The organism is Paenibacillus sp. FSL R5-0636 (assembly GCF_037974255.1).
In the GTDB taxonomy this organism is placed as follows: domain Bacteria; phylum Bacillota; class Bacilli; order Paenibacillales; family Paenibacillaceae; genus Paenibacillus_AQ; species Paenibacillus_AQ odorifer.
Genome location: NZ_CP150232.1, coordinates 3,108,000 through 3,134,400, shown reverse-complemented (window position 1 = coordinate 3,134,400; position 26,401 = coordinate 3,108,000). Strand labels below are relative to the sequence as shown.

The window sequence follows — 26,401 nt, the reverse complement described above, 5'->3', positions numbered from 1 at the left end:
AAAAGAAAGGCTGCCACATGGCAGCCTTTCTTAATCGTGCATAGGAATATACATACTCTGTATCTCTTGTACTCCAGGGACAAATCCTAGATTTAAATAAACAGACTCCGCGTCATTACCTTCCATGACATATAACCTTAGGATCGGATACTTATCTTTCAGGAGATTAAGTCCTCTTTTCAACATCCGTGTAGCAATCCCTTTTCCTCTGTAAGCAGGTATTACACCAATACTGTAAACTGCTGCGTAATCATCTTGTAAACCCAAGAGACAATTCGCAATTAGCTGTCCCGATTTCTTATCATACACAAGCGTGGACGCTGTAAGTAATACTTCATTTGTATAATTAGGTTCTTCACTTGGGATAAAATCTTCATAAGAGAATTTCTTTCTTCTTGTTGCCTCAAGACTTCCATCAAAGCTCGCATAGTTACATTCGGCGATCTGCTCTTCAAGAATAAATCGTTTAGCGCCCATACCATTATCTTCGATCTGAGGACTTTCAATCCTTAACTCTTCGTTCCATTCGACCTCAAAATGATCTGTAGGACGGTGCATCCAACGGCATCTGAACTCATCAGGCCAAAACCCTGCCCGCGCAAATAATTGAACCTGGTCTGGCAGAACCTCGAAGGTTTTTATAGGTTTTGTGCTATCTGACCAATAAATCAAAAGCTTTTTTAATAGCTTCAGCACCACAAATGTATCGTTAAAAGGTGGAATAACAAATAAATGATATATCCGATTAGGCGACATCCTTACTCCACCTATTTTTGACTCCCCTCTATAGATCCAAAAAGCGTTTCTTTGGGCAGAATTGAACCCTTCTTCTTTAAAAAAACCATTATATTGCATATTATAATAAATGGAACAGTACAGTCCCCATTCTTCCGAGTCTGCCATACGAATAGAATAATCATTATTTAAGTCATATGAAATCTCGTATTCAGACCATGCCATTAATTGCATTTACATTTCCTCCTCGCTAGTCCTATCACCTTCTGTATTCCATAGTATCACTTCTTAAAGTAAATGTTTGGTAATAAACTGTTATATTAATCTTTTGCCGATTTAAAGCAAATGCTTTTCTTTTATTTTAGAAACGGCTTGTACCCGGTTTTTAACCTCAACGATTAGCATAGGGCTGAAAGATTCTCTCAATTGCGGTATGCAAACTTAACCAGAACCGTACAAGATGGTTATCTGCAAGTTCCAGTGACAACCATGCAACCTCATCGGAATGAGTGCGAGCCCATTCAGCCGCAAGTGTCGTTTTTCCAAATCCAGCTGAGGCGGCAATAAGCGTTACTTTAGCACGGTTTTCATCCATGAGTTTGGACATTAATCTTATGCGCTGAACATAATAAGGAGCCTGCTTTGGAATGGTGACTCGTGAGGCAATTATAGATTGTTGAGAATAAGTGAGCGCACGTTGGTTCGGTGTAGGAGAATTCATTGGAACCTTCCTCTTTTTAAAAAATTCAATTTTTAACCATCTATTAAATACTAACATAACATTGTAGCTTTCTGACGTCCAATATCTAAAAAAAAGACCGCCAATTGGCAGTCTTTTTTCTAATATATTCTCGAGCATAACCAAAAAGCAGAACCCACTGCGAGAATGCCTGCCATAGTTACAAACAGGACATACCCTTTCTTTGTTCTAGTAACGGCGTGCTTATCATAAAACTCTGGTTTTCGAACAATTCCAAACCATAGATCAGCAATTAAATTCACGACTACTAAAGAAAAATTCTTTAATTTACTCATGTCATCTCTCCTTCTACATGTAAGGATTCATCTCTCTAACCCTTCAAGCTCTGAGCAAAACCTGACCTCCATGACGGGTAAGATGGGCTCCATCCGTAATCCATTCGAGCTTTTGTATTGGACGCCCCCCGTTCCCAGCCTTCTCTGCCCATTTGCGAAGCAGGTCCAGGAGCTCCCAAGAGTTCTGAAAAAACAGGCATCCAATCTATTCCTCGCGCAGGTTCATTGTCCACAATATTGACTGGACCAGAAGGCCAGTTCAGAGCAAGCGCCGCCGCGTTAGCTGCATCCTCCACATGAAGGAATGACGTAACTGCTTCTGTTGCTGTCAGTCTTCCATGCCGAATTTCTTCTGTCATTAATCCTGCAGAATTATACCAAGTCCCTTGGCCGTACAACATTCCGTACCGCAAAATCACATGATTAGGAATCTCAGCGACTGCTTTTTCAAGGGAGCGGATACCATCAATGGTTCTCATCCGTAATTCAGAAGCATTAGTATCTAATGGAGTATTCTCCGTGGCAGGTCCCTCACCAGCTTCATATGCCCAAGAGATACTTTGGGCAATGATCTGTTCAACCCCGGATGCCAATGAAGCATCGACAATATTTCGTGTTCCTTCTATTCTTATCCTTGAATTATCTGCAAAATTCCGCTGACTTAGTGAAGTCAGCTGATGAATCACCACTTCAGGTTGAGCTGCGCGAATAGCCGCAAATATAGACTCACGCTCATACACATCCGCGATTACCGCTTGTGCCCCAATGCTCTCAAGGATTGTTTTGTTTTCTTCTTTATGGGTCAGACCGATAACCTCATGCCCCGCTTGAAGTAACTTAGGAAGCAATAGCCGTCCAATCACACCTGCAGCACCTGCAACAAAGATTTTCATCTATTCCCTCCTTTTTGCTGTACCGTATCTTATGGCATAGCTAGAGTTAAAGCATAATTTGAATGATTATCCATATGATACCACATATGCAAAAAAGACTGCACCTCACAGCATGCTAAGAGGTGCAATCTTTGAGTTGAATCATTATCATAAAGTGTTTTTATCCAAAAATAGCAGCTTGTCTTTTATAAAGATCTTCCAATACCAAGCAAGCCATTGCTTCAACAACCGGCACGATTCTCGGACAGATACATGGATCATGTCTGCCCTCCGTTTTAATCTCTACTTCTTCACCATTCGTGTTTATGGTCTGTTGAGTAACAGAAATCGATGATGTAGGTTTTACACTTATTCGAAAAATAATTTCTTCTCCTGTGCTAATTCCGCCTATAATCCCACCGGAATGGTTACTAAGAAATCCATCCTTATTCATCGCGTCATTATGTTCACTTCCAAGCATAGAGGCCGCTTCGAATCCAGCTCCAAACTCTATTGCCTTTACAGCACCGATAGATAACATCGCTTTAGCTAACTCTGCATCCAATTTATCAAATACGGGTTCTCCAAGACCCGGAATAACCCCTCTAATCCGACACTCCACGATACCTCCACAGCTGTCTCCAATCGAAGCTAAGTGTTCAATTTTTTTAATCATTTCAGCTCCTGCCTTAGCATCACAGGCGCGGACTGCATTTTGTTCAATGACATCTTCATCAAAGGTTTGGCACTTAATCCCTCCGACCTCTTGCGTGTAGGCCAGTACCTCAACTCCTCTTCTTTCAAGCAGTTTCCGAGCGATCGCTCCGCCAGCTACTCTTGCCGCTGTTTCCCTGCCTGATGCCCGCCCACTGCCTCTATGATCGCGAATTCCGTATTTCTGCAAAAAAGTATAATCCGCATGGCCGGGTCTAAATGAATGCTGAATATCGTTATAGGCCTCCGGTTTCATATCTTTGTTGTACAGGACCACAAAGAGTGGAGTTCCGGTTGTTTTCCCTTCGAATACTCCTGATTGTATTTGCACAACATCATATTCCTTACGCGGTGAAGTTACTGAGGACTGGCCTGGTTTCCTTCTATCCATCTGTTTCTGGATATATGCTTCATCAATTTCAACATTAGGTGTAACTCCATCCACTATGACCCCAACCGCTGCACCATGTGACTCTCCAAAGGTAGTAATCTTAAATACTTCCCCAAATGTGTTACCTGCCATAATATTCAAACCTCCATTGCCGACTCTTTTATTATTTATCTATCCAAATTATAATAAGATTGTTGCAATTAATGAAATCACATTTTCAATAGACTGTCATAGAGGTGATCTATATCAAATTCTTTAATCTTGAATGGTATCGCATTTTTTTATATACGGCTCGTTACAAAAATCTAACAAAGGCTGCAAATGAATTGCATATTACACAGCCATCCGTAAGTTATGCCATTAAACAAATGGAGGATTCTTTAGGGCTCAAATTATTTCATCGTTTATCTAAAGGTGTAGAGCTAACTGAGGAGGGACTGGCGTTATTGGAATATGTTGAGCCCTCACTAGTCATGCTGGATTCTGCACAAAAGCATCTTCACAATCTAAAGCAGTTAAACGAAGGAGAAGTTCGGATTGGAGCGAGTGATTCCCTTATTAAAAATCTTTTGCTTCCGCAATTGAACGCATTCCACAAACAATATCCCGGTATACGAATTCGGCTATCACACGGAAAAACGCATGAGATCACCAAACGTTTGAAAGAAGGCGAAATAGACTGTGCGCTCGTCCATATGCCTATTGACGATCCACAATTAAATATTCAGACGCTTGCCACCCTTGAAGATTGTTTTGTAGTGGGACGAGCCTTTCAGCAACTGGCAAACCGTTCGCTTACGGCAAAAGAACTTGCAGAGTTACCTTTTATTTTATTATCCCCAGAAAGCAGCACCAGACTGTTTGTTGATCATTGGTTTGCTGGTAAGAGTTTGTCCGTTAAACCAGATATAGAGCTGGGCAGCATCGATTTACTCTCTGAATTCGCAAGACTTGGTTACGGGGTAGCGTTTATTAGCCGTTCTTTTGTAATTGAGGAGATTCAAAAAGGAGAACTTTTCGAGCTGCAATTAGATGATCCGCCTCCACCCCGGAATATAGGATTCGCAATCCATCGCGATATGAGGTTATCCGTAGCAGCTGATTCTTTCGTCCGCATGCTTCGTATCCTTGATTAAGATCGTGCACGTAGCAGCACATATGGACACTGCGGAACGGGGCGATTTCGTAGCTGCAAACCGGGGGCGTATGCTCAATAGGATAAGGGCACAGAGTCCGGGTGCGCTTACGTAGCAATATAAGGACACAGTGGAACGATGCACGTATGTATAGCAAAAGGACACAGTGATCGGGTGCGCATACATAGCAGTACAAAGACAACACGTGCGTAGCAGCATAAGGACTCTAGGGAACCCTGCATGTACCGTAACAGCATTAGGACACAGCGGAACGATGCACCTACAGCATAAGGACACAGTGATCGGGTACGCATATATAGCAGTACAATGACAGCACGTGCGTAGCAGTATTAAGGACACTGCGAAATGGGGCACGTTCGGAGTTGCAATCCGATGCGAATACTCTGTAGCATAAGGACACTGTGATCGGGCGCTTACGTAGCAATACAAGGACAGCACGCGCGTAGCAGCATAAGGACACTCCGAAACGATGCAGGTACGTAGTGGGAAAGGACACAGTGATCGGGCGTGTACGTAGCAGTACAAAGACAGCACGTGGCGGAGCAGCATAGGGACACTCCGAAACGATGCAGGTACGTAGTAGCAAAGGACACAGGGGACCTTAAACGCAATATTATTCAATATTTGGAGCCCTATCGGACCCCATTGCAGCTATTGGCATAAAAAACAGCAAATATGAGCCTCATTCTATAGAATAGCGTCCATGGAGTCCGAAATCCTGCTGCAAAGGCTAAAAATTAGCCAATAGCGTCCTCTGGGTCCCTATGCCTCAAAAGTGGATGAGTTATGGGGGATTCCGGGTGGCGCGATGGACTAATAACGCAAAGGAGCGATTCTCCATTAATCGGAGAATCGCTCCTTGTAACCTTTTACCGCTTTTAAAGCAGGTTATTATAATGTTTATATTTTATCGCGGTTGTAGACTTCAGCCGTCCGATCCGCTCTGTTAGCCATCGAATTTCCTAGTCTAGTGTCTTCGTTATAGACGCCTTCGTAACGCTGAGTATTCAGCGAACGGTTGCCGCGGAACACATCATGCGCTTGATAGCCGCGTCCATTATCATCGACTAGTACAAGGATTTTGCCGCTTTCCACATACCCTTCGTACTCTTTAGCCTCATCCTCAGGAATACCGAGTCCGATCAAGCCGCCGACTAATCCACCTGCGCCTGCACCAACTGCTGCACCTGTAAGGGTAGCAACTATAGGCCCTGCCGCCAGGATCGGTCCAATCCCCGGAATCGCCAATGCTCCGATCCCTGCTAATAATCCGGCAACGCCGCCAACTACACCACCTGTAGCAGCGCCTGTCGCCACTCCTTCTGGAGCTTTTGTGCCTGTATCCTCTGAGATGTTTCTAAGCTCATCACGATCACGTGTGATTACTGATATTTCATCATTACTAAATCCTTGATTGTGAAGTCCTTCAATTGCTCTGGTTGCTTCTTGTTCTGTGTCGAAAATACCTACGATTTTTTTAGTCACTTGAAGCCCTCCTTAGTAATTGTCTTCGCTAGTAATTACCCTTTAAACGGGAGACCAAACATCTAAGGGAAAATTTCAAGAGCATATGTACCATAAATTATTTTACGGGACGTGTACGATTAGTCGGAATGGCCTGTAATGGGTCATCTGGCCAATAGTGCTTCGGGTACCGTCCTTTCAAATCTTTTTTGACCTCAAAATAGGTCCCCCGCCAAAAACTTGCTAGATCAGAGGTTACCTGCACAGGTCGTCTAGCTGGTGACAAAAGATGCAGCAATACCGGCACCTTCCCCCCTCCAATTCGAGGTGTGTCCAGCTGTCCAAACATCTCTTGCAATCTTACTGCCAATACCGGGGCAGCAGGATTAGTATAATCTACGGGCACACGCGAGCCACTAGGAACAGATATATGTGTAGGTGCTTCCTTTTCCAGCATCTGCCGCTGATTCCAGTCCAACATCCCCTCAAGCGCCCGTGCTAACGGTACACGCTGAAGGTCGCGGAGGTTCCTCATACCCTGAAGATATGGCAAAAGCCATTCATCCAACGTAGCAATTAAAGCAACATCTGAGACATCCGGCCAATCTGAACGTAAGGTATGCATAAACATCAAACGTTCGCGAAGCTGTAAGGTTCCCTTCTCCCACGGTAGGATTTCAATGCCATCAGTAGCAATGACACTTAACAGTACATTTGCCGTTTCTTCCGCGGAGGGTCTTTCATGTGAAGTTTCTTTTAAGACTAACGCGCCGAGCATTGTGCGACGACGTTTCTTCACACTCCCACTTTCTTTATCCCAATACACATCCGCTTCCTCGGTGATGCGGTCTGCATGATAGGTAAGCAGTTGTCCTTCTTCTATCTCAGCTGCCAGCATAATTGCGCCCTGTGTAGCGCGATCATCGATCGAAGCAGCTACGATATAAGGTGACCGGGCCAGCGGTTGTCCTTCCCGCATGGCCGCCCCCCGACCGGAGGAGAGTAGAAACGCGCCATCGCCGCGTTTCTGCCCGATCCGGTCGGGATAGGCGAACGACAGAAGCAGCCCGCAGCGGCTGATGTCGTTCACGTTCTCGCCCGGCGCGGCTTGCAGCTGCGCCAGGAAAAGGCGGCTCTCGCGCTGCACAGCGCGCAGAGCTGCCGGGTCCGCTCCGCCGCTATCAGCGGAGCGCTCGAACCGGAGCAGCGCCTCAACGCGGAGCGTGAGGTCGCAATCTAGGGCCGCGGGACCCTTGAAAAGGTCCCGCTCTTGCAGCAGCGCCGCCAGCCGGCAGGCGAGCGGTGCTGCGCCAAGCTCTGCCGCGCGCAGCAGCATATGCGCGGCTCGCGGGTGCGCGCCAAGCGCGGCCATGCTGTGGCCGTGCGGCGTAATGGCGCCGCCGGCGTCCAGCGCGCCGAGCTGGCGCAGCAGCGCGGTGCCCTGCGCATAAGGCGCAGCGGGCGGCGCGTCAAGCCAAGATAGCGCGGCAGGATCGCGCACGCCCCACAGCGCCAGCTCCAAAGCAAGCTGCGCAAGGTCCGTCTGCATAATCTCCGGCACATTGTCATCCGGAAGTCGATTATGCTCCTCCTGACTCCACAGCCTGTAGCACACGCCTGGGGCTGTCCGTCCGGCACGTCCCCGCCGTTGATCCGCGGAGGCTTTTGATACCGGGACCGTCGCAAGACTCGGCATTCCTGTGCGTGGTGAGAATACCTGTGTACGGCGTTGCCCTGTATCAATCACCGTTCGCACGCCTTCAATCGTTAGACTTGTCTCAGCTATAGAAGTCGCAAGCACTACTTTTCGTTCACCTTGAACAGATGCAGCCACGGCTGCATCTTGGATATTTTGTGGCAGCTGACCATATAAAGGGCGAATAATTGCCGGAACTGGCAAGCTCCCATTTTCCAACTCACTTTGAGTTCTGCGTATTTCTCTTTCCCCCGGTAAAAAGACGAGAATATCTCCGGGTTGTTCAGCAAGCGCATGTCTCACAGCAGCTGCAGCAGTTTTTTCCAGTGGAAGATTCCCAGTAGTTGGCACATAGATTGTTTCTACAGGATAGGTTCTGCCCGGACAATTTACTACAGGCGCATCCCCTAGTAAAGCAGACACCCGCTCACTGTCCAAGGTAGCTGACATGATAAGAATCCTTAGATCCTCCCGCAACACAGCCTGTGCTTCCAGTGCAAGGGCAAGTCCCAAATCCGCATGAAGACTGCGCTCATGGAACTCATCAAAAATAACTAAACCCACATCACCCAAAGAAGGATCGCTTTGCAGCATTCTCGTTAATACTCCTTCAGTGACTACAACAATCCGCGTATTTTTGCCTACTTTAGTGTCATTCCGCATCCGATAACCTACCGTCTGTCCAACACTTTCTCCAAGGCAGGATGCCATGTAAGTGGCGGCAGATCTAGCAGCAAGCCTTCTAGGCTCTAACATTAAAATGCTTTTACCCGCCATCCAGGGTTCGTCCAAAAACGCCGGAGGCGTTCCAGTTGTTTTGCCTGCACCCGGTTCAGCGATAAGTACTGCTGCCTGCGCAGTGTTAAGTATGTTTTTCAGGTCAGGAAGCACCTGTATAATCGGAAGTTGTTTCATTCTATCTCTCCATCGTCTATAATCATATGTTATAATTTTCCTAGAAGTTATCTTAGATCATCTTCATCATGTGTGAAAAAACCTTAAAGATCAAGACTTACCATTCATACCCTCTATAATATTAATAAGGAGACTTACTATGATATTCGTAACAAAAGCTACAATTTCAGATCTACCCATGCTAACCAAAGTAGACAGCAAGATCATTGGCAATGAAAGCCGCAAATCGAAGATTGAAAAATATATCAATCATGAGCAGTGTTACGTAGCATCGCATAATGGAACGCTTGTAGGATTTGCTTGCTACGATACCACCTTTTTCGAATGTTGTTTTATTCAGCTGGTCATTGTGGATCCTGAGTTCAGACGCCTAGGCATAGCCAAAACACTCCTTAGCTACATCGAGGAACAATGCCCAACCCCCAAGCTTTTCACCTCTACCAATGAATCCAATACGATCATGCAGCAACTATGTCTTTCTCAAGGGTTTGTTAAAAGCGGAGTCATTGAGAATTTAGATGATGGCGACCCGGAATGGGTTTATTTCAAACAAATTAGATGAGCATACATGATTAGTTACACACAACAAGCAAAAAGGCATCTCTTCTGTCTAAAACGACCAAGAGATGCCTTTTATTTTACACTATTTATTCTGATGTCCAAATGACCGTAGGTATTTAGGCAGTAACCTAACCAGCATTAATCCTCTTCCTTTATCATCTGTCCGTGTATTTGAGCACTGTATTGCATAAAAGCAGGGTTACTATCCAAGCCGCGTTCACGCAATAACTCCTGTAGACGCAGTCTTTTCATAGACAGTTTTGACCGCAGAGCCTTGCCCTCACTGGTTTCTGCACCTCCGCTATTATGACACGCCGCTAGCAATCCTTCCAACGTAACACATTCAGCTCGCAGAGAGATTTCCTCAGGAACAAGTCCGGAGTTCTTCATGATTTTAAAAGACATCCGTAATTCTTCTGGCACACCTGATAAATCCTCAAGCTCCAGCGGCTTGCCATGCCCAGGTAAATCTCGAAATTCCCCGTTACGCATAGACTCCTGAATCCGCTGTTCAGCTAACCAAGACATCATCCCCATATACGCAGCCTCCTTTACCAATGCCACACTATTATCAACCCTACCTAATCAAAAGTATATTTTACGGAATTGCGTTAATTTTAGCATAAAAGACTTAGGATTTGCATCAAGGTGCTGGAATGCTTTCTCAGATCTTTCCTATGCTGTTAACTATAGGGATGGCGAGCTATTTACTCAAATGCCCCTTGTCCCACGTCACACAGTTGAATAACTCGGACTCCGTAACTATCCTATCGTATACAATGTATATTCTAAGTCCATAACCGCAACGTCAGCACACACTGGCCACCGTGAAACGTTTGGAACCATGAGCTCTTGCTCGTATACTACATCTTTTACACCCTCATTACATCTTCATTACATCTTGGTCGCCATAGATCGTTCGGACCCAGCAGCCCTTATTTCACAAATTCAGGCCTATTTATTCTGCTGTCGGACTCACTTGAAGCTATTCGCTCTAACACACCCTACTTTTGTTCAAAATCACAGCGATAAGCGCTATGCGGTCCGATACTTCTAATAAACACACCATAAACTCCAAATAGCTGTAATACAGTCCGCAGCGCCGATGTTTCCTCATCACCATGAAACGTTCGGACTCAGATGACCTTATTTCACAAATTCAGGTCTTTTTTCACTGCTTTCGGACTCAGGTGCAGCTATTCGCTCTAACACACCCTACTTTTGTTCAAAAACGCGGTAATAAGCGCTATGCGGTCCGATACTTCTAATAAACACACCAAAAACTCCAAATAGCTGCAATACAGTCCGCAACGCCGATGCATCCTCACCACCATGTAACGTTCGGACTCAGATGGCCTTATTTCACAAATTCAAGCCTTTTTTCTCTGCTTTCGGACTCAGTTGCAGCTATTCGCTCTAACACACCCTACTTTTGTTCAAAAATGCGGTAATAAGCGCTATGCGGTCCGATAATTCGAATAAACACACCAAAAACTCCAAATAGCTGCAATACAGTCCGCAACGCCGATGTTTCCTCACCACCATGTAACGTTCGGACTCAGATGGCCTTATTTCACAAATTCAAGCCTTTTTTCTCTGCTTTCGGACTCAGTTGCAGCTATTCGCTCAAGCACACCCTACTTTTGTTCAAAATCACAGCGATAAGTGCTATGCGGTCCGATACGATCAAAAATCAAACCAAAAACTCCAAATAGCTGCAATACAGTCCGCAACTCTGATGCATCCTCACCACCATGAAACGTTCGGACTCAGATGACCTTATTTCACAAATTCAGGTCTCTTTGCTCTGCTATCGGACTCAGTTGCAGCTATTCGCTCAAACACACCCTACTTTTGTTCAAAATCACCGCGATAAGAGCTATGAGGTCTGAAACGATCAAAAATCAAACCAAAAACTCCAAATAGCTGCAATACAGTCCGCAACGCCGATGTTTCCTCACCACCATGTAACGTTCGGACTCAGATGGCCTTATTTCACAAATTCAAGCCTTTTTTCTCTGCTTTCGGACTCAGTTGCAGCTATTCGCACTAACACACCCTACTTTTGTTCAAAATCGCAGCGATAAGTGCTATGCGGTCCGATACTTCTAATAAACACACCAAAAACTCCAAATAGCTGCAGTATAGTCCGATACATTAGAACACACTCGCCACTGTAGATGCTACGTTTATTCCGCCATTCATCAGTCATTTATCCCTGTCATCACTCCCTTTTCCCCGCCAACACTAACTCCGCACCGTACGCAAATCGAGCTCGTGGACTGCATGTGACCTTATTTCTCCCACTATTTCATCGCCCTCGATACCCTATAAGTTAGTCTTCAGCCCCATCGTGCAATTAACACAGGCGATTGCTATACTCTTTCTAACAAGACTCAACTCAATAAAAAAAGGACTACCACAGTAGTCCAAAGGAGAATATTCATGTTAGCTAACATCCAAAAAGAAGATCAACATTATGCTGCTCGTTTCGAACGCCAGTTAAAGCATTCTGCATCTGAGATTTGGTCCTACCTGACGGAGAATGAGAAGCTTGCCTTATGGTTCTCTGAATTAAGAATCGAAGACTTACGTGAAGGCGGACTTATAAAGTTTGATATGCAGAACGGAACGTTTGTGGATATGGAAATTACCGCGCTGCAGCATCAATCTGTTTTTGAGTTTACCTGGGCTGAGGATCTTGTTCGTTTTGAGTTATACCCTAATTCAGGAGGCTGTTTACTGGTCTTGAACGAAACACTACAAACACTCACCCCGCATACACCACGAGATCTCGCTGGCTGGCATGTTTGTCTAGAAGTGATCCAGCATCTTTTGGAAGGCACGACGCTGGAGTCACGGAAAGACGAATGGAACAAATTGTACGAGCATTACCGGGAAGCCATCTCGAAATTAGGATAACAAGGACTCCGCGCCGTCAATCACGATTTGCGCACCTGTAATATGGATAGATTCATCCGAAGCCAGAAAAGCAACGAGATCAGCGACATTATCCGGCTTGCCCGGTCCATCCGCCAAGGGTTGCGCTCCATCAGGGAATTCAATTGGAATGACGATTGCTTCCACATCTTCGCTCATTTCAGTGGTTTCATCTATATTCGTAGCAATAGCCCCAGGGCAGATCACATTTACACGAATCTTAAACTTAGCAAGCTCGAGAGCTGCCATTTTGGCAAAAGCCACCTGTCCAGCTTTGGTAGTGCTATAAGTAGACCATCCAAAGCTGGCAAATCTAGTGTTCCCATTAATGGAACTAGTAATAATAATACTGCCTTTCCCTTTATCTTTCAGATGAGGAATGGTATATTTCAGGGTCAAAAAAGTCCCCGTCAAATTCACCGACATCGTACGCTCCCAGTCGCTCAAGCTCAGTTCTTCTATCGGACCCACAGCGCCATTAATTCCCGCGTTAGCGAATACTACATCCACGCCTCCGAATTGTTCCACCGTACAACGTACGGCTTCCTCCATCTTTTTCTCATCCGAAGTATCTACCTCTATGGCCAGCGCGCAATCTTTTCGAAGCTTATTAAGCTTTTCTGCCAAGGAAGAGGTTCTTTCAAGATTTAAATCAAACAATGCTACATTTGCACCTTCCCGCGCCAGCTTAATAGCGGTAGCACGGCCAATTCCCGAGCCCGCTCCGGTTATAATCGCTGTTTTTCCAATAAATCTTTGTTTCTTAGATATGTTTGGGCTCATATGTAATCTCTCCTCTAATGTCTGTAAGATAAGTACTATGGATCAAGATTACCCAAATAAACCTGTAATGGAATCATCTCGTTCATAAATCTTCATAATTTAAGCACGCCGCACAAAAAAATCTCCCCATTCAATAAGATGAGCGGAGAGTTTGTTTCGAATATTTTGATTTTTTTGATTGTTTCGATGTTTCGATTATTTCAATTCAATTGTCCAGCTTGCGTACGTCCACTTTTACAGTCAGTGTGCCTGCTCCGCCGCGATATACCCCTTTTACAGGTACTATATCTTTATAATCCCGTCCATGACCCAGCTTGATATAACGCCAGTTCACTTCAACATTATTCGTCGGATCAAAACCAAGCCAGCCCGTACCCGGAATATGGGTCTCCACCCAAGCATGTGAAGCCTGCTCGAAATTGGCATTGCTGCTCTGTAGATCACCGACAAAATGATATCCACTAACATATCTGGAAGGCAGACCCACACTGCGGCAGACAGCGATCATAAGATGAGCATAATCCTGACAGACACCCCGCTTGAGCTTCAGGGCTTTTTTTACCGTTGTATTTACGCTTGTTGCCTCAGGATCATAGGTGAACTGTTCATAAATCGTCGAAGATAACCTCAGAATCCATTGATACATATCTTCAGCTTCACTAAAAGGGTACTGTGAGGCGAACTCTACCAATTCAGGAGTCACCTCGGTATAACGGGTCGGCAAAATAAACTCAATGTACCGGTTCTGAAACTTCTCATCATTTAGCAGTTTAACTTGCTCTTCAAGGCTGGTTCGCGGAAGATCGGTACCTTGAGATTTATCCAGTGTTACTACAGTAGCTTTCGTATGGATTACCATTTCCGTATGTGGCTTATTAACTGAATAGGCATGCACCCGATTACCAAAGAAATCCTCATACGTTAATAGATTAGCTGCCGGATATACTTCAACCTCGTGGTGATAACAGGATTGCCGATAGTTGGTGCGAGGGGTGAGTCTGATTTCATTGACACTGTCCGTAACTGGCTCTGGATAACTGTATGTGGTGGTGTGATTGATTTGAATCTTCATACAGATACTCCTTCTCGCCGAAAAAAGGCGCCCTCCATCGTTTTGCCCAGTCTCTGGCAAGATATTACGAGTGATTGCAGTACATCTTCCACCAGCTCACCGGACATTTCTTCTTTTTCCATATAATCCAGCTCTGCCTTCAGCTTTCCTGCTTGACGGATGACCTTCTCATGACCTGAGCCTTTTTCTGAGGAATCCAGTTCAAGTCTAGCTAAATGTTCTTCCAGCTGGTGAAAAGAAAAGCGGATCGAACGTGGAAATTTGGGATTCGCGATCAAAAAATCTAAAATGCTCTCCGGTGACATGGCATCTGCATAATAACGGCGAAACGCCTGATACCCACTTACGGATTTCAGCACAGCCTGTAACTGAATATAGATTGCATTAAGCTCTTTGAAACGGCAAGAGGCTATAACTGCCTGCAAAATACGCGTCGTATTCTCGGCCCGTTCCAAAAAACGGCCGCTCTCTATAAAGTGCCATTCATTCCCTCTAAGCATTACGGATTGTTCTGCTCCTAGAAACATAGCTGCACGTTCCTTCACCTGCTGGTAGAAATGATGTGGACCACTCATAATATCAGCAACTGACCGCTCACCAAGCCATAGATTAAAGCTGTTGACGACATCCCATAGCTCACTTGGAAGATGCTGACGCAGTGTGCGAAGATTATTTCTGGCATGATGTACGCAAGAGAATAATGAATTCGAATTGCCTAAATCAAGTGTAATAAAGGATAACACGTCCTGTTCAGAAAAGGTTTCGAACTGCTGTAAATATTCACTTCGAACCCCTAATGCATCGATAAGCCTCGACCATTTATGTCCTTCTTCCTGAAAATCCTCTTCCTGCTGGATATGATAATGTACATTGATTAGCCGCGCATGATTCTCTGCCCTTTCAATATATCGGCCGATCCAGAATAAAGCCTCCGCATTTCGATTCAGCATCTTTAGCCACTCCTTTATCCTCCAAATTGATGCTGCATATTTTTGATTCACAATCAAGGCTTACAAGATAATAGATCACGCCATAACCCAAGTATCCTTTACGCCACCACCTTGCGAGGAATTCACAACCAATGAACCTTCTTTCATAGCCACTCGGGTTAATCCGCCAGGTATGACATGCGGCTTCCGGTCTGCACCCATTAATACAAAAGCCCGAAGGTCGATATGCCGGGGTGCCATAGTGCCTCCCGACAATACAGGTGCTCTAGACAAGGACATAATTGGCTGTGCCACATAACGATCTGGATCAGCAATAATTTTCATTCGGAACTCGGCTAATTCTTCTTTGGTTGCCTCGCTTCCGATCAACATCCCATATCCACCGGATAATGAGGTTTCCTTAACAACCATTTCGGATAGGTTCTCAAGAACATACAGGCGTTCATCGGGTCTGGACAACAAATACGTCGGCACATTGCCAAGGATCGGCTCTTCATTCAGATAATAACGAATCATATCCGGTACATAGACATACATCGCTTTATCATCTGCAACACCGGTTCCCGGAGCATTAGCAATCGCTATGTTGCCTGCCCTATAAGCATTCATAAGTCCTGCTACACCCAGTAAAGAATCAGGTTGAAAGGCTAGCGGGTCAATGTAATCATCGTCCAACCGACGATACAGCACATCCACTCTACGTAGTCCGTTCATTTCTTTCAGATATATTTTGTGATCCTTTGTTACCAAATCTCGTCCTTCGACCAAATGTATACCCATCTGCTGTGCCAAAAAAGCATGTTCATAATATGCAGAATTGTATTCTCCAGGCGTTAGGAGTGCTATAACCGGATCTGACCTCCTTGATGGAGATAGACTACGAAGCACGGATAAGAAGCGATTTAAGCTATGATCTACATCTCGGATGGAGCTGGCAAAGGACAATTCAGGAAACAATTGATTCATAAGTGTTCTGCCTTTAAAAAGATAGGAAAAGCCGGAGGGTGTTCGCAGGTTGTCTTCAAGTACATAATAATGCCCATCGTGATGGCGGATCAGATCGATTCCTGAGGTGGTGATGTAAGCTCCACCGGGCACTCGCAGACCTGACATTTCTGGCCGGAAGTAACAGTTGGAAATAATCATACGCCTAGGGACGATGCCATCTTTAACAATGTATTGCTCATGGTAGATGTCATGAATGAACAAATTCAAAGCTGTGATACGCTGAATTATTCCAGCTTCTAGCCTCTCCCACTCATTCTTAGGGATTATACGTGGAATCATATCGAAGGGGATCGTTCGCTCCATAGGATGATCTTGAGCCGGATTGTAAAGCGTAAAGGTAATTCCTTCTTCCATCATCCTACGCTGCATTAAATTTTGCTTCCCTTGCAGCTCTTCGGAGCTCATTCCGGAAAACATGCGGTTCACATGTCTGTAGTGCGGCCGGACATTCCTCTTATCAGCATACATTTCATCGAAAAAATGCTGTAATGGATACGGAGACAGACCTGGCAGAGGATCTAATTTGGACATGAGCCCGACTCCTTTCGATAGATGTAATCTTTGTTAACAACTTATACTTTCATTTCAGAAAACATCCATGAAAATATTGGTTTATATTCTCATAATACGTAAATCTACTTGTTCATGTCAACATATATAACAGAGAAATGTGATTCCAGAGGTATTTGTATTTTTTGGAATCGCTTCCTTTCTCTCTTATATAGGTTGCCGGAGATGAAATGTACATTCATCATTGAATTGTATGCAGGAAGTGTGACAAGCATTACTATTATGAATTTTTCATATAATGTATTTTTTATATAGTTGCCTGCGGATGTGGATTCATTGAGTATGGTATAATTTGTTGCGATGGGAGAGTGACCTATGGAGCACAAATATACTATGTCAATTGAGCAGGAAGAGCTTAGGCGGAATCACATTTATCTGTTATTTGGTCTATCGGAAGCGGGGTCAATGAAGGTAGCCCTTAGTCATTTGGGTTATCGCCATTTAATACGAGTACTTTCATTTAATGAGACATTCTCTGCTGGACCGTTGCGTGAATTACATAATAATGAAGGCTATCATACCCGTGAGTTATGGTTTCAGGAACGATTTCCGGATCATGGTTATCATCTCAATCCCCAGCACAAACTGGAAGCCGTGATACAGACCTTAAAAGAAATTCCCGAGGACAAAAAAATCACTATTTGGTGCGGAGACAACTCCCATGATCAGACAGGTTTACGATTTGCGCTTTCTATTCTTAATGAGAGGACGCAACCTATTCATGTTATTGATCCCGTCAAGGCTTATAGGGAGATTGCCGCTCCATTTGAAATCGGATTATATCCCAGAGCACTTAGTCAGCTCCCAAACGAAGCTGTGCATAAAATTATAAAAATCACCGAAAACACATCCCCTGTCACCTCCGCTCAAAGAAAACAGTATGAACTAGAGTGGCAAAAAATCAGCAACACCGAGGATATGCTTAGAGTTTGGGTTGATGGCCAGCTTATGAATGTTCCCGAGAGTTACTATGACGAAGAAATTCTTTCTTTAATTCTGCAACTTCAACAGTATGAGGATCGAGATGGCTACGTAAATGCAGGTCTGATTGTAGGCACAATTATAGGGCAATGGAATTTGTATATCAGTACCTCATTCATAGAATATCGCTTCTGGAGGCTAGTTAGTGAGGGAAAGCTGTTATTTAAAGGGATCCCTTACGCGATGCATTTATACTTTCTAAGAATCGCTTAGCAGTTGCTACTAAATGACGGACAAACCCTTTATAAAAAAGAAAAGGAATGCCCTCCTAAACTAAATATAGCTTCGAGGGCATTCCTTTTAAATATGACTTCTTTATGATTATATTGTGCTGTTGATTACACTTGCTCTTCCGATTCTTCTGACTCTTCTTCCTCGGCAATTAATCCAGCAAAAAGAGCATGTACGAACTGCTGCGAATCAAATGGCTGCAGGTCTTCCATTTTTTCTCCAAGACCTACAAACTTCACCGGCAAATTCATTTCCTGACGAATCGCTACAACGATTCCGCCTTTAGCCGTACCGTCCAGCTTCGTCAAGACCAAGCCAGTGACGCCACTCTTTTCACCAAATAACTTGGCTTGTGTAAGTGCATTTTGACCTGTCGTAGCATCTAGCACCATCAGTACCTCATGTGGAGCACTTGGGATTTCTCTTTGAATAACGCGGAAGATTTTGTTGAGCTCTTCCATCAGATTGCTTTTATTCTGCAGTCTGCCAGCAGTATCGCAGATTAAGATATCCACATTGCGCTGTTTAGCCGCTTGCACCGCATCGTACATTACAGCCGCCGGGTCAGAGCCTGCTTGTTGTTTAATGACATCTACGCCTGCGCGTTGGCCCCAAACCTCAAGCTGCTCAATCGCTCCGGCACGGAACGTATCCCCTGCAGCCAAAAGAACTTTTTTACCTTCTTGTTTGTAACGATGAGCCAGCTTGCCGATGGTAGTCGTCTTGCCCACGCCATTAACCCCAACGAACAAAATAACTGTAATTCCATTCGGATTTTCCTTCAGGCTGTTATCATCATCTCCGCGCAGCAGCTCCATAAGCTTACGGGACAAAATCGGCTTCAGCTCGGCAGCATCTTCAATCCGATTTTGCTTCACTTCGGCACGCAAATCCTCGACAAGGGTCATAACAGTGTTTACACCCACGTCTGCACCAATTAAAATCTCTTCCAGCTCTTCGTAGAACTCTTCATCTATCTTTTTGCGGCGGATGATAAGGTCGGAGACCTTCTCTACAAAACCTTTACGGGTTTTCTCTAATCCGTCGCGGAATTGTTTCGTTACACTCTCCGTTTTGCCGGAAATGCTTTCTTTTAATTTTCTAAAAAAGCTCATTTGGTTCCTCCTAAAAGTTTCTCTTCTTTGATGAATTTAAGCAATCTCAGCTTCTTCATCCTCTAAACGTACTGAGACGAGCTTGGAGACGCCGCCCTCTTCCATCGTTACTCCGTATAACACGTCCGCCTCTTCCATCGTTCCTTTGCGGTGGGTAACGACGATGAACTGAGTTTGTTCAGAGAACTCGCGTAAGTACTGTGCAAAACGAACAACGTTTGCTTCGTCGAGTGCAGCCTCAACCTCATCCAATACGCAGAACGGAACTGGCTTCACTTGCAGGATAGCAAACAATAACGCCATCGCAGTTAGAGCGCGTTCGCCGCCGGATAAGAGCTGCAGATTTTGCAATTTTTTACCCGGTGGTTGGGCTACGATATCTATACCTGTTTCCAGCATATGTTCCGGATCCAGCAGCATAAGATCAGCTCGCCCGCCTCCGAACAGCTTTGAGAACACGGTCCCGAACTGTTTACGGATCGCATCAAAGGTCTGTTTGAAACGCTTGGACATTTCATCTTCCATCTCACGGATTACCTGATACAGAGTAGTCTTAGCTTCGACTAGATCATCTTTTTGTCCACTGAGGAACGTATACCGTTCATGGACCCGCTGATATTCTTCGATCGCCCCTAAGTTAACCTCACCTAGCGCAGAAATACTGCGTTTCAAACGTTGTACATCGGCTTGTGCGGCAGGTACATCTTCAGGCACCGGATATCTCTGTTTCGCTAATTCATAACTTAGCTCGTAGTCATCACTCAGCTTGCGGAGAATATTATCCAGCTCCACATCGAGTCGACCAACAGAAACTTCAGTGGCACGCAGCTTGTCCTCGACTACTTTAAGGGCCTGACGTTGATCTTTAGTCTTGCCTTCCTCAAGTTCCAGCTTACGGGTTAACGCTGTACGCTCAGCCCGGGCAAAATCCAAAGTTCCAGTCGTCTCTTCCTTCTTCAACCGGTAACTGTTCAAATCTTCCTTCTGCTTCACAGCTTCCAAAGCATTGTTAGCCAGATCTTGTTCTATCGTATGTAACAGATTTCGATTCTGGCGCAGCTCCTTGTCCTGTGAACCCACATCTTGTCTAAGGCGACGTAACTGCTCCTCCAGGGAGAATATCTCCTGATCAAGCTTGCCTTCCGAGACTTTCATACTGGTCAACTTGCCTTGCAGCTCTTCCTTAGCTGATTCATTCGCTTTACGCGCAGATTCAGCGTTACGGATACCCTCATGGGCTTCCTTTTCTTCCTTTTCAAGGCGTTCAAGCTCAGCAGTGGCTTGTTTCCGCGTCTCTTCAAGCGCACGTACTTCACTCTCAAAGCCGCTGCGTTCCGCACCTGTGCTCTCCACTTGCTCCTGCACATGCCGAAGCTCATGCTCGAGCTGCTTCAAATCACCGGAGACTCTTTGCTCTTCCAGTCTCTTCTCGTCACCATCACGGCGCAGGTCCTCCAGCTTCACGCTAGCGTTCTCCTGCTCCTCACGAAGTCTGGCAATGCCTTGCTTCAGCTTCACTATTTGACGTTCGCTTTCTTCAATTTCACTGCTTAATTGATCCAGCTGACGTTTGCGGCTAAGCAAGCTATTGTTCTTCTTATGCTGGCTACCCCCGGTCATCGAACCGCCGGCATTAACTACATCGCCTTCCAGTGTAACTACCCGATAACGATATTGGCATCTAGCGGCAATGCGGTTCGCTTGCTCCAAGCTCTCCGCAATAACCACATTGCCGAGCAAACTGCCGATAATGCTAGTATATTTATCATCGTAACCAACGAGTTCGGAACCAATTCCAACAAATCCGTCAGCATCACCCACCATACCACGGTCACTGCCAGAAATCTGGCGCGGCCGGATAACATCTAGCGGAAGAAAGGTAGCTCGTCCCAGCTGACGTTGCTTTAGAAATGATATCGCTTGGCGGGACACAGTCTCATTATCCATGACCACATGCTGAAGTGATGCACCTAGAGCAGTCTCAATCGCCATTTCCAGCTTCTCCGGAACGGAGATCAGCTCTGCAACCGCACCATGCACTCCGTTGAGCTGTCCTTTCCGGGCGCCCTTGAGCACTTCTTTAACCCCAAGCATGAAGCCATCGAAATCATCCTGCATCTCTTTCATGGTCTCATGACGAGAGACTTGCGCTTCCCGCTTCTGTTCCCACTTCCGAAGACCGGACTGTGTTTCTTCAATCAGCTTCTGACGTTTACTGAGCTGTTCACTTTCAGTGATGTAAGCCCCGCGAAGATTGCTAAGTTCCTTCCCTAGCTGGGCAATCTTGTCCTTCAGCCCTTTCTGGTTGGCAGACAACTCTTCATGCCGGGCTGTCCATTTGCCGCTTTCTTCTTCACTGCGGCTCATACGACGTTCCAGATTCTCCTTCTGTTGATCCGCGTAACGAATTTCGTTACGTGCATTCGCCATAAGGTTCATTAACTCCAAAAGAGCACTTTTGAGCTTTTCTTCCTGGCTCTGGCTAATCCCGTCTGCCACACCTTCAAGCCTTGTCTCTTCATCTTCGATCTGTTTCCGAAGATCCACAAGCTTAAGCCGCGATTGTTCAAGCTTAAGCTCCAGATCCACGACTTCACGCTGACGATCTGCAGAACGCTCGCCAACCGAACCTAACGTGAGCATTAACTGCTCACGATTGCTTTCCAGATTTCGCTTGCGTTCCCTCAGCACTTCACCGTAACCTTCGCTCTTCTCAAATGCTTCGCTATAACGCAGCAATTGCTCTTGCTGCTTCTCGATCTGTGCTTCGAGTGTGCGCAGTTCAGAGCGTCCGCTCTCCAGCTTGGCATCATGAGCCGAAACAACGGTAGACAGCTCCAGCTGCTCGTCCTTCAACGTTTCAAGCTTTGCGTTACCTTCCTGCCAAGCGGTATGAATGCCTTCAATCTGGTGTACGTATACTGAAATTTCCTGATGTTTTAATTGTTCGCGAAGTTCCTTAAAGCGGATAGCTTTCTCGGACTGATCCTTAAGTGGCCCAATCTGATCCTCAAGCTCACTGATCAAATCATGAATACGAAGCAGGTTCTGCTCGGTATCATCCAGCTTTCGACTTGCGTCTTTCTTGCGCGATTTATATTTTACAATACCTGATGCTTCTTCAAAGATGCCTCGCCGATCTTCGGAACGAGTACTTAGAATTTCTTCAATCCTACCCTGCCCGATAATCGAATAGGCTTCACGTCCGATACCGGTATCCATAAACAGCTCTGTGATATCCTTCAGACGGCAGGATTGCTTATTAATTAAATATTCACTATCTCCACTGCGATGAACTCTCCGAGTCACTGTAACTTCGCTAAAATCCAGCGGAAGTGTGTGATCTTCATTATCAAGCGTAAGTGATACTTCGCCATAATTCACGGCTTTACGCGCATCACTTCCAGCAAAAATGATATCCTCCATCTTGCCGCCACGCAGTGATTTAGCACTCTGTTCGCCGAGTACCCAGCGTATGCCGTCAGAAATATTGCTTTTGCCGCTTCCGTTCGGGCCAACTACAGCCGTTATACCGCGCACAAACTCCATTTCTGTTTTGTCGGCAAATGATTTAAAACCAGCTAATTCTATCCGTTTCAAAAACATACTTGCCAATCACCTCTGACCCATTATACCATAGCGTTTGTACCCTAAAAAACCATTAAGATGCAGCTTATTCTATCCTTCAAGCATAAACGCTTTCGCTTAACTTCCCTATAAGGACGGCAAGTGTCTAAGCGAGAAATAGAAGGCTACTTTATAACGTGGACATATAAGTTCTTATATTGTCGAAAAAGAGCAGCAACGGTCTGAGCTCCGCCTAAACGCCGGTATTCAGACCTTTGCTGCTCTCCTCCGCTTGTCCCCTTGATGCAAAACTCAGGCACCGTCCTCTTTCAGATGCAAGAGTGCAGCTGCCGCTGCCTGCTGCTCTGCTTCCTTCTTGGACCGGCCGCTTCCTTTACCAAGTGAACGGTTAGCCATATACACCTCTGAGACGAATTCACGCTCATGTGCGGGTCCCCGTTCTTCTATAATTCGATATTCCAATGTACCCATATTGTGCTGCTGAATTAGCTCTTGCAGTTCCGTCTTATAATCGGTCATCTGCATTTGCAATTTCCCATCCGTTTCCACCAGAGGAAATACGTGATTATCAAGAAAACTTCGCACCGTTTCCAGTCCTTGGTCGAGATAAAGCGCTCCCACGAAGGATTCGAATACATCAGCCAGCAGGGCCGGGCGAGTACGTCCGCCCGTAAGTTCTTCCCCTTTGCCCAACAGTACATAACGGCCAAAACCTAAACTCTCCGCAAATTTGACCAGTGAAGGCTCGCATACAATAGCGGCCCGCAGCTTGGTCAACTCTCCCTCAGGTCGGTCTGGCAATAGATTGTACAAATATTCAGAAACCGTTAACTCCAGAACTGCATCCCCAAGAAATTCGAGACGCTCATTGTCCTGATGCTGATTGAAACGGTGTTCATTCACATAGGATGCATGGGTAAAGGCCTGCTTCAGAAGCACAGAATCGTGAAATTGGATTTGAAGTTGCTGTTGTAACTGCTTCAGTTCTCCTTTCACCGCACTGTCCCCTTACTAATTATATTTTTTTAGAATAACTGTTGCGTTATGTCCCCCGAAGCCGAACGAATTCGACATTACAATATCAAGATCAGCTTTACGTGGCACATTTGGTACATAATCCAGATCACATTCCGGGTCTTGGTTGTCCAAATTAATCGTTGGCGCAATCATCCCTTTTTGCAAGGAAAGGCCACAAATAATAGCTTCTACTCCACCAGCGGCACCCAGAAGGTGACCTGTCATGGATTTCGTTGAACTGATTGCCACTTTATATGCATGATCACCCAATGCTTTCTTAACAGCAGCAGTTTCTGATCTATCTCCTACAGGCGTTGAAGTACCATGAGCATTGATATAATCAATATCTTCAGGAGAGATACCAGCATCCCGGATTGCCATCTTCATGCAGCGAGCTGCACCATCTGGATCAGGCTCAGTCATATGATGAGCATCTGCGCTTAGACCATAACCGATAACCTCAGCATAGATCTTCGCTCCGCGCTTTTCAGCATGTTCGAGTGATTCCAGAATAAGAATCCCGGCGCCTTCACCCATAACAAAACCATCGCGATCCACATCAAACGGACGACTTGCCTTCTCAGGCTCATCATTGCGAGTGGACATTGCTCTCATTGCACAAAAACCAGCCATACCTGTTGGACGAATGGTCGCTTCGGAACCACCGCAGATCATTGCATCTGCGTCTCCACGTTGAATCAAGCGGAAGGATTCCCCAATGGAGTGACTTCCTGTAGCACAAGCAGTTACTGTCGTCGTATTAGGACCCTTTGCTCCAAGGTTAATGGACAACTGTCCAGAACCCATGTTAGCGATCATCATCGGAATGAAGAACGGACTAACCCGCTTCGGTCCTTTTTCAAGCAACAAGTTATGATTGTCTTCCCAAGTTCCAAGACCACCAATACCTGATCCTACAGATACACCTATTCTTTCGGCATCAATATCTTCACCGATCTTAAGTCCGCTATCTCGCAACGCATCCTCACCGGCAGCCACTGCAAATTGTACAAAACGGTCCATTTTGCGGGCTTCCTTACGACCAAAAAGTGCCTCTGGATCAAAATCTTTAACAGAGGATGCTATTTGCGTAGTATACTCACTGACATCAAAGGTCTCAACCTGTGATACACCGGATTTGCCGCTCATAAGATTATCCCAGAACGTCTCCAAATCTTTGCCCAATGATGTAACTACGCCCATCCCGGTAACAACCACTCTATGACTCAAACACAATCACCCCATCTATAGGTTGTATACATTATATTCAGAACTTATATACTTTCTGTTGCTACTATATGAACAGCGATAACCGCATCAATAACCATCCTGCGGTTCTGTTATATCCCTTATATAGTTGCTCAAGGCAACCTTTGATTCCTCTTTAATGCTCTATAAATGAGGAGAAGTCCCGCCCTAGCAGGAACGGGACTCTCAATCATATGACTCTAGGTATGAGATTGTATGTACTTCACAACTTCACCCACGGTCGTAATCGTCTCTGCATCTTCATCAGAGATTTCCATATCGAATTCATCTTCCAATTCCATAACCAATTCTACTACATCAAGAGAATCAGCACCTAAATCATCTTTGAAAGACGCTTCTAATGTTACCTCAGCTTCATCGGCACCTAAGCGGTCGATGACAATGCGTTTTACACGCTCTAATACATCGGACATCCGGTTCACCTCCTCTTTTGGTATTATACGAGATATGAGTTCAAAATACCATAGAGCGTCAAAAACGCTTTCTTTATCCCTCACATTTCAGCATTAAAACAGTGTAATTTCTCCTTGACGGAGAGTTACATATACATCCCGCCATCCACGTGTAGTGTCTGGCCGGTCATATACGCAGCGCCTTCAGAGGCCAGGAAGACTACAGCCATAGCAATCTCTTCAGGGCGCCCCAGACGAGCAAGTGGAATGCCCTTCTCAAGCTCACTGCGCACTTCCTCAGAGAGCTCACGCGTCATATCTGTATCAATGAAGCCAGGAGCGATACAGTTCACCGTGATCCCCCGTGAGGAAAGCTCACGAGCCGATGCCTTCGTTAAACCGATGACACCTGCCTTAGCTGCGGAGTAATTAGCTTGTCCAGGATTTCCTGTTACACCTACTACGGAAGAAATATTGATAATTCGCCCGTAGCGTTGCTTCATCATAGGGCGTGTAGCTGCCTTTAGGCAGTTAAACACCCCTTTTAGATTCGTTTCGATCACTTGATCGAACTCTTCTTCTTTCATGCGCATAATCAGGTTGTCTCTGGTAATGCCGGCATTATTGACAACAATGTCAATACGTCCCCAGGTATTCAGAACCTCTTTGACAAGGTTCTCGGCCTGTTCACTATTGCCGACATCGCCACGAAGGGCAATACCCTCCGAGCCAAGCTCGACAATCCGAGCTACGGTCTCTTGTGCGGCTGCTTCACTGCCCGCATAGTTCACGGCCACCTTCACGCCATGTTCCGCGAGAGCAAGTGCAATACTGCGGCCGATGCCGCGAGAGCCACCAGTTACAAGGGCCGTTTGACCCCGCAATGCTGAGAACATCATTTATTCCCCCTTCGATCATATTGCTATTGATAAACAATGTTTGAAC

General features: G+C 45.5%; 24 protein-coding genes. 5 read left to right on the top strand and 19 right to left on the bottom strand.

Annotated features, from left to right (window positions below; translation table 11 throughout):
- Positions 1-30: 30 nt before the first annotated feature.
- The 5 genes from MKX34_RS14175 to aroC form a co-directional block, all read right to left on the bottom strand.
- Positions 31-969, bottom strand: a complete 939-nt coding sequence (locus MKX34_RS14175; protein WP_038570621.1) for a GNAT family N-acetyltransferase — start codon at positions 967-969, stop codon at positions 31-33.
- A gap of 157 nt (positions 970-1,126) precedes the next feature.
- Positions 1,127-1,456 (bottom strand): hypothetical protein, encoded by a 330-nt coding sequence (locus tag MKX34_RS14170; RefSeq protein WP_036686659.1) that lies wholly within the window; start codon positions 1,454-1,456, stop codon positions 1,127-1,129.
- A 119-nt stretch (positions 1,457-1,575) separates the two neighbouring features.
- Positions 1,576-1,770, bottom strand: coding sequence for a hypothetical protein (locus MKX34_RS14165; protein WP_036686658.1), 195 nt, complete (start codon positions 1,768-1,770; stop codon positions 1,576-1,578).
- A 35-nt stretch (positions 1,771-1,805) separates the two neighbouring features.
- On the bottom strand, positions 1,806-2,663 hold the full coding sequence (locus tag MKX34_RS14160) for an NAD(P)-dependent oxidoreductase (protein ID WP_076143979.1): 858 nt from the start codon (positions 2,661-2,663) through the stop codon (positions 1,806-1,808).
- Positions 2,664-2,823: 160 nt separating this feature from the next.
- Positions 2,824-3,879 (bottom strand): chorismate synthase, encoded by a 1,056-nt coding sequence (aroC, locus tag MKX34_RS14155; protein ID WP_076104255.1) that lies wholly within the window; start codon positions 3,877-3,879, stop codon positions 2,824-2,826.
- Positions 3,880-3,983: 104 nt separating this feature from the next.
- Here aroC and MKX34_RS14150 point away from each other — a divergent pair, with 104 nt between their 5' ends.
- Positions 3,984-4,883, top strand: a complete 900-nt coding sequence (locus MKX34_RS14150; RefSeq protein ID WP_249267711.1) for a LysR family transcriptional regulator — start codon at positions 3,984-3,986, stop codon at positions 4,881-4,883.
- Positions 4,876-4,998 (top strand): hypothetical protein, encoded by a 123-nt coding sequence (locus MKX34_RS14145; RefSeq protein WP_339205261.1) that lies wholly within the window; start codon positions 4,876-4,878, stop codon positions 4,996-4,998. The genes MKX34_RS14150 and MKX34_RS14145 overlap by 8 nt, the downstream gene beginning before the upstream one ends.
- A gap of 806 nt (positions 4,999-5,804) precedes the next feature.
- Here MKX34_RS14145 and MKX34_RS14140 read toward each other — a convergent pair.
- Both MKX34_RS14140 and hrpB read right to left on the bottom strand, forming a co-directional pair.
- Complete coding sequence (locus tag MKX34_RS14140; RefSeq protein ID WP_051491471.1) at positions 5,805-6,389, bottom strand: general stress protein; 585 nt, start codon at positions 6,387-6,389, stop codon at positions 5,805-5,807.
- A 97-nt stretch (positions 6,390-6,486) separates the two neighbouring features.
- On the bottom strand, positions 6,487-8,979 hold the full coding sequence (gene hrpB / locus MKX34_RS14135) for an ATP-dependent helicase HrpB (protein ID WP_076297351.1): 2,493 nt from the start codon (positions 8,977-8,979) through the stop codon (positions 6,487-6,489).
- A gap of 139 nt (positions 8,980-9,118) precedes the next feature.
- Here hrpB and MKX34_RS14130 point away from each other — a divergent pair, with 139 nt between their 5' ends.
- Positions 9,119-9,541 (top strand): GNAT family N-acetyltransferase, encoded by a 423-nt coding sequence (locus MKX34_RS14130; RefSeq protein ID WP_036686651.1) that lies wholly within the window; start codon positions 9,119-9,121, stop codon positions 9,539-9,541.
- A 137-nt stretch (positions 9,542-9,678) separates the two neighbouring features.
- Here MKX34_RS14130 and MKX34_RS14125 read toward each other — a convergent pair whose 3' ends face one another.
- Together MKX34_RS14125 and MKX34_RS14120 are read right to left on the bottom strand one after the other, a co-directional pair.
- Positions 9,679-10,077: a DnaJ family domain-containing protein gene (locus tag MKX34_RS14125; protein WP_038570613.1), complete on the bottom strand. Its 399-nt coding sequence runs from the start codon at positions 10,075-10,077 to the stop codon at positions 9,679-9,681.
- Positions 10,078-11,599: 1,522 nt separating this feature from the next.
- Positions 11,600-11,752, bottom strand: a complete 153-nt coding sequence (locus MKX34_RS14120; protein ID WP_339205259.1) for a hypothetical protein — start codon at positions 11,750-11,752, stop codon at positions 11,600-11,602.
- Between the two features lie 233 nt (positions 11,753-11,985).
- Between MKX34_RS14120 and MKX34_RS14115 the strand changes: the two genes are divergently transcribed.
- Complete coding sequence (locus MKX34_RS14115) at positions 11,986-12,462, top strand: SRPBCC family protein (RefSeq protein ID WP_076297748.1); 477 nt, start codon at positions 11,986-11,988, stop codon at positions 12,460-12,462.
- On the opposite strand, the gene MKX34_RS14110 is transcribed toward MKX34_RS14115, so the two are convergent.
- From MKX34_RS14110 to MKX34_RS14095, 4 genes are all read right to left on the bottom strand, one after another.
- The gene (locus MKX34_RS14110) at positions 12,454-13,263 is read right to left on the bottom strand and encodes an SDR family NAD(P)-dependent oxidoreductase (RefSeq protein WP_036686506.1); all 810 of its coding nucleotides are present in this window, start codon (positions 13,261-13,263) and stop codon (positions 12,454-12,456) included. The two genes, MKX34_RS14115 and MKX34_RS14110, sit on opposite strands and share 9 nt — an antisense overlap.
- Before the next feature lie 205 nt (positions 13,264-13,468).
- Positions 13,469-14,335: a transglutaminase family protein gene (locus MKX34_RS14105; RefSeq protein ID WP_036686503.1), complete on the bottom strand. Its 867-nt coding sequence runs from the start codon at positions 14,333-14,335 to the stop codon at positions 13,469-13,471.
- Positions 14,332-15,285 (bottom strand): alpha-E domain-containing protein, encoded by a 954-nt coding sequence (locus MKX34_RS14100; RefSeq protein ID WP_036686637.1) that lies wholly within the window; start codon positions 15,283-15,285, stop codon positions 14,332-14,334. Before MKX34_RS14100 ends, MKX34_RS14105 begins: the two co-directional genes overlap by 4 nt.
- Positions 15,286-15,360: 75 nt before the next feature.
- Positions 15,361-16,824 carry a circularly permuted type 2 ATP-grasp protein gene (locus MKX34_RS14095; protein WP_036686502.1) on the bottom strand — a complete coding sequence of 488 codons (1,464 nt, stop codon included), beginning with the start codon at positions 16,822-16,824 and terminating at the stop codon, positions 15,361-15,363.
- A 354-nt stretch (positions 16,825-17,178) separates the two neighbouring features.
- Between MKX34_RS14095 and MKX34_RS14090 the strand changes: the two genes are divergently transcribed.
- Positions 17,179-18,057: a DUF1835 domain-containing protein gene (locus tag MKX34_RS14090; RefSeq protein WP_076297747.1), complete on the top strand. Its 879-nt coding sequence runs from the start codon at positions 17,179-17,181 to the stop codon at positions 18,055-18,057.
- 125 nt (positions 18,058-18,182) lie between these two features.
- Here MKX34_RS14090 and ftsY read toward each other — a convergent pair whose 3' ends face one another.
- From ftsY to fabG, 6 genes are all read right to left on the bottom strand, one after another.
- Positions 18,183-19,190 (bottom strand): signal recognition particle-docking protein FtsY, encoded by a 1,008-nt coding sequence (gene ftsY / locus MKX34_RS14085; RefSeq protein ID WP_036686498.1) that lies wholly within the window; start codon positions 19,188-19,190, stop codon positions 18,183-18,185.
- Between the two features lie 36 nt (positions 19,191-19,226).
- Positions 19,227-22,796: a chromosome segregation protein SMC gene (gene smc / locus MKX34_RS14080; RefSeq protein WP_036686496.1), complete on the bottom strand. Its 3,570-nt coding sequence runs from the start codon at positions 22,794-22,796 to the stop codon at positions 19,227-19,229.
- Between the two features lie 273 nt (positions 22,797-23,069).
- Complete coding sequence (rnc, locus tag MKX34_RS14075) at positions 23,070-23,774, bottom strand: ribonuclease III (protein ID WP_038570606.1); 705 nt, start codon at positions 23,772-23,774, stop codon at positions 23,070-23,072.
- Between the two features lie 15 nt (positions 23,775-23,789).
- Positions 23,790-25,025: a beta-ketoacyl-ACP synthase II gene (fabF, locus tag MKX34_RS14070; RefSeq protein ID WP_076101782.1), complete on the bottom strand. Its 1,236-nt coding sequence runs from the start codon at positions 25,023-25,025 to the stop codon at positions 23,790-23,792.
- Between the two features lie 218 nt (positions 25,026-25,243).
- Positions 25,244-25,477: an acyl carrier protein gene (locus MKX34_RS14065; protein WP_036686493.1), complete on the bottom strand. Its 234-nt coding sequence runs from the start codon at positions 25,475-25,477 to the stop codon at positions 25,244-25,246.
- Between the two features lie 125 nt (positions 25,478-25,602).
- The gene (fabG, locus tag MKX34_RS14060) at positions 25,603-26,352 is read right to left on the bottom strand and encodes a 3-oxoacyl-[acyl-carrier-protein] reductase (protein ID WP_036686492.1); all 750 of its coding nucleotides are present in this window, start codon (positions 26,350-26,352) and stop codon (positions 25,603-25,605) included.
- Positions 26,353-26,401 lie beyond the last annotated feature (49 nt).